Consider the following 12,816-nt stretch of genomic DNA (forward strand, 5'->3'; position numbering starts at 1 on the left):
TTTCAGGAGTTTAAACTTATAATTATTAAAACTAACCATTTTATAAAGTACGACTCCTAGAAAGAGATAAGTTTGATAGGCTTTTAATTACTTTTTGTCGTAGAAGCCGCCTTGAATTCTGCTTTGCCCTCCAAGGCTTTTTGTAGCTTTTGGTCATATTCATCAGCCGGAATTTCTATACAGCCAAATTGGGATAAGTGTTCCGTCCAAAATTGCGTATCCCAAAGTTTAAAACCGCCTTCTTTTAATGCTCGGTGGCACCAGTAGAGCGCTACTTTTGAAGCCTCCTTTTGCCATCCGAACATCGATTCTCCAAAATAAGCAGCTTTCAGAGAAACACCATATTGGCCGCCAATGAGATCCCAATCCTGGTTATAAACGCTTACCGAATGGGCGTGCCCCAGTTCATGCAGGTTGCAGTAAGAGTCGATAATTTCATCAGAAATCCAGGTGGAGTCACGATCGGCGCAGGCTTCCATTACTTTTCGGAAGGCATAGTCAAACCTAACGTGATAGTGACGATTTCGGATGATGCGCCTCACATTTGATGAAACATTAAATCGATCCAGTGGAATGATGCCCCGTTGCTGTGACGTATACCATTTGGCCTTCGGATCGTGGCGGGAGTCGGCCATGGGAAAGATCCCGTTTGTATAGGCATTGAGCAGTTTTTCAGGAGCAATCATTATAGGTGTTTTTTGGCTGTAACGAACAATCTAAAAAAGGTTGCCCACTTCCGATCGGAGAACCGGGCGGGGGAGGCAGCGGCGTGGATGGCTCCATTACTTTTCCTTTGTCTTTAAACAGCTGTAACATGCGGTATCCATAAAAAAGAGCAGCCTCACGTTGTTCGGAAAGTCCCTGTTTTTCGGCTTCTTTTTTCATCCACTGCCGAAGTTCCTCAAGCTTGAGATTCGTAATCGCACGAACTTGTGATGAAGCCTCACGGTCGCTCGCCAGTTCCATCATGTGATAGAGAACCAAATGATTAACCGTATTTTGGATGGCGCCTCGATAGCCTGACTGAGCGGGAGCCTGCCACGTTACATCCAACAGTTGACCGAGCAGGTCGCTTAACCCCAACCGGTTGTTGTCCCGGGCTTTATAATCTATGAGACGTGCTGTCCTGTTTGTATTCAACAGCAAGTCAATCGTCATGTTGGCAGCTGTTTCAGCTGCTCCCAGGGGATCAAAAGCGGGATCAGTATGGCTGTTAAATAGCTCGCGTGAGTTATAATAGCTAAGTGGACGCGGAGGAATCAGATCAATAATCTTTTGAGGCATCTGCAGGGCATCCGGCTGAATGGTCTTGAGCATGGCATTTAGGGCGGCGCGTTGAATGGAGTCAGCAACTGGCTTAGGATTGGGTTGTTCGTCGCCCCGCAGGGTGTAGCTGTAGTTCAATCCCCCGATGAGCTTGGCTGTACCATCCAGTTGATACCGGTGATAAAGATAAATAGGCACCAAGGCATCTTCGAGCTTCGCCATGGGCGTTCCAACGGGAATATTGGAGACCGAAAAGTTTTTGAGCGCAATTCGGCGGACATCCATAATATGATCAAGCTGGTCAACGGCATTGGTTCCATTGTCCCACAGGTGGGCCTTGGGATGAGCGCCCCCGGCTGGACGGGCATCGTAATCCGAGATAAAAAGAAGTCCTTCGTCAATAGCATTGGTAAGGATCGTTTTTAATTCGGTGGGATTATCGGTATCTGCATAGCCATAGGAGATCGTTACTTTATCCCATTCGCCAATATTGGTATCGTAGGCATTGCTCAAATTGAGGGTGCTGTCGGCATTGATGGAAACTTTAGGCGCGGGATAATCCATCACAGAAGCGCGGTCATTAACACTGGAAGCAAAGTTATGGGCAAGTCCCAGGGTGTGTCCAATTTCATGAGCGGAAAGCTGTCGGATGCGGGCCAGCGCCATTTGCAGCATGGGATTATCTTCGTCATAGCTCGTTTCGCCTTTATAGGGAGAGAGCAACCCTTCGGCAATCAAATAATCCTGACGAACCCGCAGCGATCCCAGTAATACGTGTCCCTTGATGATTTCGCCGGTACGGGGATCCACAACCGAGGTGCCATACGACCAGCCACGTGTGGAGCGATGCACCCAGTTAATCATATTGTATCGCACGTCCATGGGATGAGCGCTGTCAGGCAGCATTTTAACCTGGAAGGCATTCTTATAACCCGCTGCTTCAAACGCCTGGTTCCACCAGCGGGCACCATCGAGCAGGGCGCCACGGACTGGCTCGGGGGTGCCTGGATCTAAATAGTAGACAATAGGTTCAACAGCTTCGCTCATTGGGGCATCGGGATTTTTCTTCTTCAGCCTGTGTCGCGTAATAAATCGTTTGGTCAGCGGCTGGCCGATGGGCGTGCTATAGTCCTGGTAGCTGATGCCAAAATATCCGGCCCGGGGATCAAATGTTCGGGGCTCAAAATCGTCATCGGGCAGTTGAACAAAGGAGTGATGCTGGCGAACGGTGATGGCATCCGGGGTAGGGGTGACTGAGTGTACTTGGCCGCCTGGGCTACTTCCGGTAAAGGTAAGCGTTGCTTCAAATTCGGTGTTCTTGGGAAAGTTCATGGTTCCCTCAGGGTAGAGTGCCGACCGACTACCACTGACGCTATAGCTGCCTTCCTCATTCTGCTTCAGGCGTTCGACTACGCCATGGGCATCCCGGAGCAGGAAGTCAGTAGCATCCACCAGGATACGGTTGCCTTCTTTGGCGGCCACTTCAAATCCCCATAAAACAGACTGGGCAAAGGCATCCTGGACCGAGGCTTTTTCTTTGGGATTATCAGTGATTGCCCGATACGAATAGTTGGGTTGGACCAAAAGGACTTTATCACCTCGGCGATCAAAATAAACGATGCGATCATCACCCAGCTGATTGCGATCAAGACCAATGTCATTAGATCCCATGCCGGCCGTCAACGAATTAACATAGAGAAACTCCGTGTCGAAAGTATCCACTTCCAGCCAGACTTTGCCCTGGCTTTCATCCCAGTAATAAGTCATAAAGCCTTCTTTCTTATCGAGTCCTTCTGTTTTTTGATCGATTGAAGGCAGGTCTTGTGCGAAGAGGGTGGAGCAGTAAAACATAAGTACAATGCCAGAGAAAGCCAGTCGTTTCATGGAGCCATACTTTTCTTGAGGTTAAATGGTTATCCTAACCAATTAACAACTTATGCGCAATGGTTTAAATGGCCGAGCATTGTTGGCTATGAAATAAAAAAATCCCCGGCACTTACGAAGTGGCGGGGATTGGGGAAACTAATTATAAATTAATGCGGCTAAGTGTTACTCCGCTTCATCTTCGGAATACATATTGGCCAGGTCATTGATCATCTCTTCATTAATACCGGCCGTTACAAAACCGCCATCGTGATAAAGGTTTTGCATCGTAACTTTTCGGGTTAAATCGGAGAACAAAGTCACACAGTAGTCGGCACACTCATCCGCCGTTGGGTTGCCCAGAGGAGCCAGTTTTTCTGCGAAAGTGTACATACCGTCAAATCCTTTAATACCACTTCCGGCGGATGTCTTCGTTGGAGCCTGTGAAATGGTATTTACCCGAATACCACGGTCAGCAAGACGGCTTCCATAATTCCGGGCAATGCTCTCTAAGAGTGCTTTGGCATCGTTCATATCGCTATATTTGGAGAAAATACGCTGGGCTCCGATATAAGAAAGGGCTAAAATACTGGCGCCATCATTAAGCAGGTCGGCTTCGTCGGCGTAGCGAATCACCTTATGAAGCGATACTGAAGAGATATCCAGCGTTTGTTGCAGCCAGTTGTAATTTAATTCCTTATAATCTTTTTTCTTACGAACATTGGGAGACATGCCAATGGCATGAAGCATGAAGTCAATTTCACCATGTTCTTCTTTGACGTTTTGCATCAGTTCTTGAATCTCATCCTCCTTCGTGACGTCACAAGGGAAGACTTCGGCTCCGGTTATTTCGGACAGCTCATCAAGATCGCCAAAGCGTAAAGCAACCGGAGCATTGGAGAGCGAGAATTCGGCTCCTTCACGCTGGCACGCCAGCGCAATACGCCATGCAATACTTCGGTCATCAAGTGCGCCGAAAATGAGTCCTTTTTTTCCTTCTAATAGTCCATATCCTTGTCCATCTGCCATAAATTCTATTCCTCAATCATTTTTTCCGTTTGTTTGCGCAGCCCGAAAATAACAAAAGTTTGGTATCAAATCCGAAAATGGTTGCAGATAACCAGTACGGGGTCTATAAGCAATAGAATTTATTCTGTTGATAATAGTCTTTTTTGTCCTTATTTTGCGGAACTTTGCGCAGGTATCTGTAAGGATCCGCTAAAATTTTGTTATAAATCCATTTAAACCATGTTTCAAGATCTTTCCTCAAAATTAGATAACGCCTTTCAAACGCTGAAGGGTGAATCTAAGATCTCCGACGTTAATATTGCGGAGACTGTGAGAGAGATTCGCCGAGCTCTGCTGGATGCCGATGTGAATTATGAGGTAGCCAAGCAGTTTACGAACGATATTAAAGAGCGGGCGATGGGTGAAGATGTGCTCACGGCTGTAAACCCCGGACAGCAGTTCACTAAGATTGTACATGATGAGCTGACTGACATTTTGGGTCAGGAGCGTGTGGATATTGCCGTGGCCGACACACCGCCCACGGTAATTTTAATTGCTGGTTTGCAAGGTTCAGGTAAAACGACCTTCAGCAGTAAACTGGCTCGATATCTGAAGCAAGAAAATAATCGAAGTCCTATTCTGGCAGCAGCCGACGTCTATCGACCTGCTGCGATAAATCAGCTGAAGACCCTGGCTGACAGTATTGATGTGCCCGTCTATTCAATCGGTCAGAAAGATGCCGTACGCGTTGCCAAAGAAGCGGTGTCGATGGCCAAAAGTCTTGCACTGGATACTGTTATCATTGATACCGCCGGACGTATGCACGTAGATGCGGAGATGATGAATGAGGTAGCTGAGATTAAAAAAGCCGTTGAGCCTGATGAAACCTTGTTTGTGGTAGATTCCATGACCGGTCAGGATGCGGTAAATACAGCCAAGGAATTTAATAAAACCATCAATTATGATGGTGTAGTGCTTACCAAGCTTGACGGTGACACCCGTGGCGGAGCGGCGCTGTCGATTAAGACCGTCGTCCAGAAGCCCATTAAGTTTGTAAGTACCGGCGAAAAGCTTGATGCTCTTTCTCCTTTCTATCCCGATCGGATGTCGCAGCGAATCCTGGGAATGGGAGATGTTGTTTCTCTTGTGGAAAAAGCACAGAAAGAATTTGATGAGGAAGAAGCACAAAAGCTGCAGAAGAAAATTAAGTCCGACAGCTTTGACCTGGAAGACTTTTATGAACAATTACAGCAGGTAAAGCAGATGGGCGATCTTTCCGATCTTGTGGGTATGATTCCCGGAGCTGGAAAGGCGCTGGAAGATGCTGACATCGATGACGATTCCTTTAAGCCGATTGAAGCTATTATTTGTTCTATGACGCCGGAAGAGAAACACAACCCGGATATCTTGAATGCCACTCGAAAACGGCGCATTGCTAAAGGTTCGGGTACCCGCGTGTCTGATATTAATGATTTGCTCAAGCAGTTCGGACAGATGAAGAAGATGATGAAGTCTTTCTCAGGTATGGGCAAGATGGGCAAAATGATGCAAGGCATGCAGGGAATGAAAAACAAACTGCCATTTGGCGGTTAAGAATTTAAGAATTAAGGTTTGGCAGGCTGTTTAGCCCAGTTCTGCTAAGCTGGATGTATTGTAAATTAACGCAAGATTCCGATAACATCCTCTATTAAATCAACATAAGTTTAACGAAATAAGCTAAGAGATAATCCATTGTTAAGAATAAGATTACAACGTAGAGGTCGAAAGAAACGGCCGATCCATCATATTGTAGTGGCCGACAGCCGTAAACCCAGAGACGGTCGCATTATTGAGGATTTAGGTCGATTTGATAACATAACTCCCAAGAACGAGCTTGATCTCAAAAGAGATCGTGCACTGTATTGGTTGAAGCAGGGGGCACAGCCTTCTGATACGGTTCGTTCCATCTTTAAAAAGCAGGGGCTGATGTATGAAATGCACCTGATTCGATGGGGGAAATCGGAAGAAGAAATTGAGGCTGCCTTGACAGAATGGCGTGAGAAGCGTGAGGCTAAAGAGGAAGATGTGCCTACACGAAAAGAACGTCAAAAAGCACTGCTCGAAGCCGAAGAAAAAGAATTCCAGAAGCAGCTTAAAAAGAAAGCTGAAGAAGCAGCCAGAGAAAAAGCCAAACAGGAAGCTCTTGCTGCTGAGGAAGATGAAGAGCAGGAAGAAGATGACGAGGAAGAAGAAATTGAAGCTTCTGATGATGAAGAGGCCGCTGCTGAAGAAGTACAAGCCCAGGAAACTGAAGCCGAAGAGCAAGAAGCCGAGGCCGATACAGCTGAGGAAGAGGATACTCAGGAAGCTGCTGCAGAAGAAGATTCTGATGACGAAGTAGCTGCTGATTCTGACGACGCCGAAGAAGAGGCATCCGAGGAAGATGAAGCCGAAGCTGAATCGGATGAAGAGGAAGAAGTAGAAGCTTCTGAAGAAGATGCGGACGAAGAAGAGGAGTCTGATGAGGATGAATCCGAAGTCAAAGCAAAAGTATCTACCGATATGTTAGCGAAAGAAGCAATAGAATATATCGAAAATACTCCGCTTGATGAGCTCGAAGGTTTTGTTACTGAAGACGAAGACCGGGTGACGGTGCAACGCGCTTTAGAAGATAAGCAGGAGCAAGACGAAGAAGAATAATTGTAAATATAGCTGTACCACTTTTTGAAAGTATAGGACAGCTGGATTAAAAACATGCTGGAATCAGTAGAAGACCAGTATATAAAGGTTGGGCAAATAGCCCGGTCTCATGGCGTACAGGGGGAAGTGTTAATTATTCCCGAACTGTATGCTCCAACACTTTTTGATGTTCTTGATCTGGTTCGTATTGAAGATGCCAGAGGGGATTTGCTCCCTGCTCGAATTGAGTCGGTTCGGGTGCAAGAAAAAAACAATCGGCTTTCGTTCTTTGTAAAATTTGAGCACATAACTGATCGTACACAGGCAGATACACTCAAACAATTTGCTGTATTCGCTGAGCGCGAGACAGTAAGTCAGTTTGTGGGTGAAGAGGATGATTCGGAAAGTCTGTTATCATACAGCGTTATAGTTGGTGATAATCAGATCGGTACAGTAGCGGGCATTATTGATAACCCCGCCCATCCTATTTTGGACGTTCGGACGACCGAGCAAGACCAACTGCTTATTCCTTGTGTTGAGGAATATATTGTGGATGTTGATGAAGATAAACAACAGATACAGTGCAAAAACCTGGATCAATTAACCAAGTTATAACATATGCGCATTGATATCATATCAGCGGTACCACAAGTGTTGAAAAGCCCGTTAAGCCACAGTATTGTGGGACGAGCGCGTGATAATGAGCTGGTAGAAATACACACGCATGATTTGCGTGGTTATTCGGAGGATAAGCATAATAAAGTGGATGACTATCCTTATGGAGGAGGAGCAGGCATGGTATTGACACCACAGCCTATCTTTTCTTGCATTGAAGAATTGCAAAGCCAGCGTACGTACGATGAAATCATTTTTACAGCACCTGATGGTGAGTCGTTTGAGCAGAAAGATGCAAACACACTTTCCGTTCAGAAAAACCTGATGTTTTTATGCGGCCATTACAAAGGAGTCGATCAGCGAGTGCGAGATACTTTGATCACCCAAACCTACAGCTTAGGTGATTTTGTGCTGTCAGGAGGTGAACTTCCCGCCATGGCAATGGTCGATTCTATCGTCCGGTTGCTGCCGGGAGTGCTGGGTGATGCAGAAAGTGCACTAACCGATTCTTTCCAAAATGACCTTTTGGAAGGTCCGGTATATACCCGTCCTGCGGATTTTAGAGGGATGGAAGTGCCTGCTGTATTGCGATCTGGTGATCATCAAAAAGTGAAAGAATGGCGGCTTACAAAGTCGCTGGAGCGTACAAAGCAAGTACGTCCTGATATGTACGAGAAATTTCGAAATGAATAGTAGCAACAATTAATTATGGATAAGTTAAAATTAGCAGAACAAACGATTATAACCGACGAGTATCCCGAGTTTAAAACCGGTGATACGGTAAACGTGCACTATAAAGTGCGTGAAGGAGATAAAGAGCGTATTCAGAAATTTGAAGGGCTCGTAATCTCTCGTCGTGGATCAGGGGCCAACCAGACGTTTATGGTTCGGAAAGTATCAGCCGGAAATATCGGTGTGGAACGTATTTTTCCACTCTTTTCACCATTTATTGCCAAAATTGAGCTCAAAAAGCAGGGCGATATTAAGCGCTCTAAGCTCTATTACCTCCGTGAACGACAAGGTAAGTCCGCTCGTATCAAGGAGAAGGATCAGAATCAGAGCAGGGTTAGAGAGTTAAACCGCGAGGCTGAAGAACGAGCTAAAGCCGCTGATGAAGACGAGTAAATACTATTTACTCTTTTAAGGTTTTAAAAGTGGAGGCTACTTTAAAAGGTAGGCTCCATTTTTTATAGGTAGGAAGTTTGCCAACTTGTTCAGTAAAAGTTGCTTCTTAGCTGTTTTTGGGCTAATTAATCTGTTGATTAGTCATGTAAAAAACTCTGAAATGTGTCTGCCAGCGGACTTTATGAAGGAAAAGGTGTTAAGGATATTCTTTTTTCTTACCGTATTAGCTGTCATTGGGATAGGTCAGGAAGCTGACGCCCAGATTCAAATACAAGAAGTATGGACCTCGCAGTATCAAAATCTCGGAGTCTACTCATCTCCACGTGTTGCTGACCTCAACCAGGACGGTACAAAAGATATAATACTTGGTGCAGGTCGGCAGGAGTTTGAAGCTACTGACAGTGCAGTAGTAGCGATAAATGGCATGGACGGAAGCATGCTGTGGAATGTAGGGGCCAGAGATCAGATGTTTGGTTCTGCCACTCTATTGGATGTTAGCCAAGACAGTGTCCCGGATATATTCATCAGTGGACGTTCGGCAGAGCTTAAGGGCATTAATGGGGAGACAGGCAAAGTAATGTGGGAATTTTATGAAGAAAATGATCCCATTCCCAGTGCTAAGGGGTATTACAATTTTTACAATCCCCAAGCCATTCCAGATCAAAATGGGGATGGAGTTTCGGACCTCTTAGTATCTAATGGCGGCGATGTAAATGCAGCACCAGATGATTCCAACCGTCCACCGGGCTACCTGATGATTATTGATGCCCAAAACGGAACTCTGCTTGCAAAGGCCCCTATGCCGGATGGCAGGGAAACCTATATGTCACCAGTCGTAGCACAAATACATCCCGCTGACCAAGAATATACTGTAATTTTTGGAACGGGAGGAGAAACAATCGGAGGGCGCCTTTACCGAACGACAATTGAAGATGTGATGAGGCAGGATCTTTCAGACGCTATTGTCCTGGATAGCAGCCAAAATAAGGGATACATTGCCCCTCCCGTTTTGGCCGATATTACTGAAGATGACTATCTTGATATTATTGCCAATGCCGTTGAAGGCAAAATAATAGCGGTTAATGGCCAAAATAACAGGTCATTATGGTCACAAAAAATACCTGGGGCTGAGGCCTATAACTCAATCGCCGTGGGCTATTTCAATAAGGACTCTATTCCGGATTTTTTCACCGGATTTTCTAAAGGGGTATGGCCGGATCTTCCGGAATCCGACCAATTGATGATTGATGGAAAAACCGGTGATATCGTATTCCAGGATTCGTTGGGTATGCATCAAACCAGCAGTGCGGTGGTCGCTGATTTTAATAGCGACGGATTTGATGATGGACTGATGAGTATCAACATTGCAATTATTAAAAAGCAAATATTAAAGTTCTACCACAATTTGCTGGTTGTCTTCGACTTTAAAAGTGGCAAGACCTATCAGCTAACGGATTATGCTCCGGGAGTTAACTTGGCTTCAACGCCCTGGGTGGGTGACCTGGACGATGATGGGAAACTTGATATCATTTACTGTAGTCTCACTGAAGACAGGAATATCTTTGCAATGGATGGCTTTAAGGTCTCACGGATCAGTACGAATATTAAGCTCAAGCATGCTGTGCGTTGGGGAGCCTATATGGGCAGTGGATATAACGGGATATTTAAATAATAGCTTTCTTTACCCTTATTCATCTTCTAATGCCTTGTTCACCTTAAGCAGCATATACTTATAGGAGATTTTGTGATCCCCTTGTTGCGTATCCACTATCTTTTCCAGAATTTCTTTTGTTTTTAGCAACCATTGATAGTAAAGGTGACTCATATCAGAATTGTTGAAAGACATCCTGGGAAAGAACCCAAAGCCACTGACATCCCCACCTTCTAAAGTATTCGTTCCACTTCTATAAATAAGTGGTATAAAACAGCTATTAGAAGAATAGAAAGTCGGATCTTTTCCAGTACTCATTGAAGTTGACCTCACCGAAAAGGGGTTCGTATTCGGTACGTTCTCTACCTTGGAGTATGAGATCAAGAGATCGGTCAGCGTTGACTGCATAGATCGCTTCCCTTCTGATGAAGTTTGCCCCTCCAGCGTCGAGCCCCATACAAAATTGAAAATATCTTTGATGAATTCTTTGCGGGTATAGGAATCTGCTGTAGCTTTACTGGCACTGAGGGCAAGTCGGCCGGGGCGCTGTAAAATCAAACTCTGTAAGAAGAATCGCCGGATATATTCGGCCGGCTGATCATTGATATTATTACTGTTTTTGTCGAGGCTAATCTCATTGAACCACTCCAGGTTTTCGACTGTTTGTAAGATAAAGAGAGTGGATTCTCGTTGTTTCTGCTCAGGAACAACTTTGTAAGCCGGTAACGGGTCATCAGCATACGTTTCGTACTGATAAATGCCACCAATATTGCGCATTACGTGGATAAGCGGCCACACAAAATAGATATTCATAATCCAGTAATGCTGCTGGGTTCTGAAAGATAAATCCTGATCTTCCTGCTTTACCCAGTCGTTAACATTATCCAGGATATATTTAAAATTGCTGATAGCATATTGGGCTGTTTTAATAAGATCAGCTCCCAAATCCTCGGCCTGGGCACTCGGATCAATAATCTGGAGTTGTTGTTTACCGTAACGGTAGCGAGGATCGTCAATTTTGTTGGAAATCCAGCGATCCAGTACCGGAATTTCTTCCTCAGGAGTAGTGGCCTTAAAAATAGGAGTGTATAACCATTTGATGGCATACTCATCATAAACACCGAGCTTAGGTGGCATGAGCTTAACCCCACGTTCATGATCTCCGGGTTGGGCCACAATGTTAAAACGGGCATAGTCCATAATGGAGGGAGTGGTACCATATCGTTGGGTAAAGGTGGGCGATCGAAGAGAGTCGGTGGGAAAAGCGGAAGAAGCACCCATGTTATGCATCAGGCCAAGTGTATGCCCCACCTCATGGGCCACGACGTAGCGTAAACCCTTCCCAATTAACTCATCCGGAACCCGGGTGGTGCGCACACGCTTATCGGTTGCGGCCGTATATCGAAACATCCAGTTATTGAGCAGGTCGGTTATTCCATGATAGATGTACACGGTGGCACTCAGGATTTCTCCGGACCGGGGATCGACCCAGGATGGACCCATGGCGTTTTGTTTAGGGGTAGCCGAATACTTGATGCAGCTGTATTTGAGGTTATCCGGATCAAAATTAGGATCGTCTTTGGGATACATTCGGGTAACGATCGCATTTTTATATCCTATTTTTTCAAACGCCTTATTCCAGTCGTGCACTCCTTTCTTGATGTAGTCAATCCACCGGTCGGGAAATTGGTTGTCAATATAAAAAGTGATGGGATCGACGGGTTCAACTAATTTACCCCTTTTGAAGGCTTCAATATCTTTGGGTTGTAAATCCCACCGGTTGGCATAATAGACGTTTTCTGTTCCATTACCCTGAGTTGAATATTGGTTTTGGCGGGTATAAAAAATACCGATACGGGGATCGTTAATACGGGGACGGGCCGGCTCGTCGGGGAGCAAAATTAATGATCGCTTCATGAGAAAAGTAGCCGGCCGATCATTTTCTATTGAAATTGTACCTGCAAATTTTCGGCTAACATCAAAAGACAAATAACTGGACACCGTAATATTATCCTCGTATGCCGTAACATCCGACAACAACGAACGGCTGTTCTTGTAGGTTGAGCTTGTAGATTCAAACATCCCATCATTACCGCCATATGGCCCAAAAGGATCAATCGCTTTATTACCGTTCACAAAAAACTTGGTGGCATTGAAAACAAGAGCTGAGCTATCCGGACTTTCTGCTTTTATATCAAAAGAAGCTATAATAGGCCCGATATTGCTTTTATCGAGGGCGTTATGGATAGAAGTTGCCGGGGGTGAGGCTTTAGCGGTAAACCGGGCCTCACGCATGTGGATGGTAGAATCACTCATACTAAAATAGATAGGCAAAGGCTTATTCGGTTGTTCACCGGCCGCCGCATCATTGGGGTTACTGGTGGATTCAACAATGGAGCCTACCAGCATTTTTTGCCCAAAGAGTGTCTTCGGAAATTCAAAATAGACGTCTCCATCCATTTTGTGGAGCGTAATCATTCCTTCAGTAGTTTCAACCTTTTTATCTTCAAACAGTTTTTCGTAATCGGTCTTTGTCTCCGTTTTATCCTGAGCAAGCAGATCGGGAAGACCACTGAGGAAAAAAGCACCTATAAGAATTAATATGACTGCAAACCGTTTCATAGTGAAAG

10 protein-coding genes are annotated in these 12,816 nt (G+C 45.3%); 6 read left to right on the top strand and 4 right to left on the bottom strand.

Translation table 11 applies throughout. The features are described from left to right. Positions 1-83 precede the first annotated feature (83 nt). The 3 genes from aat to J6I44_RS08450 form a co-directional block, all read right to left on the bottom strand. On the bottom strand, positions 84-686 hold the full coding sequence (gene aat, locus J6I44_RS08440; protein ID WP_265765633.1) for a leucyl/phenylalanyl-tRNA--protein transferase: 603 nt from the start codon (positions 684-686) through the stop codon (positions 84-86). After that, positions 673-3,150, bottom strand: a complete 2,478-nt coding sequence (locus J6I44_RS08445) for a zinc-dependent metalloprotease (protein ID WP_265765634.1) — start codon at positions 3,148-3,150, stop codon at positions 673-675. The genes aat and J6I44_RS08445 overlap by 14 nt, the downstream gene beginning before the upstream one ends. Positions 3,151-3,315: 165 nt before the next feature. Then, positions 3,316-4,158: an enoyl-ACP reductase FabI gene (locus tag J6I44_RS08450; protein ID WP_265765635.1), complete on the bottom strand. Its 843-nt coding sequence runs from the start codon at positions 4,156-4,158 to the stop codon at positions 3,316-3,318. A gap of 219 nt (positions 4,159-4,377) precedes the next feature. Here J6I44_RS08450 and ffh point away from each other — a divergent pair, with 219 nt between their 5' ends. The 6 genes from ffh (at position 4,378) to J6I44_RS08480 (ending at position 10,207) form a co-directional block, all read left to right on the top strand. After that, entirely contained in the window at positions 4,378-5,730 is a 1,353-nt protein-coding gene (ffh, locus tag J6I44_RS08455) for a signal recognition particle protein (RefSeq protein ID WP_265765636.1), read from the top strand. A gap of 138 nt (positions 5,731-5,868) precedes the next feature. Continuing rightward, positions 5,869-6,816: a 30S ribosomal protein S16 gene (gene rpsP / locus J6I44_RS20625; protein WP_286670502.1), complete on the top strand. Its 948-nt coding sequence runs from the start codon at positions 5,869-5,871 to the stop codon at positions 6,814-6,816. A 54-nt stretch (positions 6,817-6,870) separates the two neighbouring features. Continuing rightward, positions 6,871-7,410: a ribosome maturation factor RimM gene (gene rimM, locus J6I44_RS08465; RefSeq protein ID WP_265765637.1), complete on the top strand. Its 540-nt coding sequence runs from the start codon at positions 6,871-6,873 to the stop codon at positions 7,408-7,410. A gap of 3 nt (positions 7,411-7,413) precedes the next feature. Beyond that, positions 7,414-8,103: a tRNA (guanosine(37)-N1)-methyltransferase TrmD gene (gene trmD, locus J6I44_RS08470; RefSeq protein WP_265765638.1), complete on the top strand. Its 690-nt coding sequence runs from the start codon at positions 7,414-7,416 to the stop codon at positions 8,101-8,103. A 15-nt stretch (positions 8,104-8,118) separates the two neighbouring features. Then, positions 8,119-8,535 carry a 50S ribosomal protein L19 gene (gene rplS / locus J6I44_RS08475; RefSeq protein ID WP_265765639.1) on the top strand — a complete coding sequence of 139 codons (417 nt, stop codon included), beginning with the start codon at positions 8,119-8,121 and terminating at the stop codon, positions 8,533-8,535. A gap of 181 nt (positions 8,536-8,716) precedes the next feature. Further along, positions 8,717-10,207, top strand: coding sequence for a PQQ-binding-like beta-propeller repeat protein (locus J6I44_RS08480; RefSeq protein WP_265765641.1), 1,491 nt, complete (start codon positions 8,717-8,719; stop codon positions 10,205-10,207). A gap of 15 nt (positions 10,208-10,222) precedes the next feature. On the opposite strand, the gene J6I44_RS08485 is transcribed toward J6I44_RS08480, so the two are convergent. Continuing rightward, positions 10,223-12,808: a zinc-dependent metalloprotease gene (locus J6I44_RS08485; protein WP_265765642.1), complete on the bottom strand. Its 2,586-nt coding sequence runs from the start codon at positions 12,806-12,808 to the stop codon at positions 10,223-10,225. Between the last annotated feature and the right edge of the window lie 8 nt (positions 12,809-12,816).

It is taken from the genome of Fodinibius salsisoli (assembly GCF_026229185.1).
Taxonomy (GTDB): domain Bacteria; phylum Bacteroidota; class Rhodothermia; order Balneolales; family Balneolaceae; genus Fodinibius; species Fodinibius salsisoli.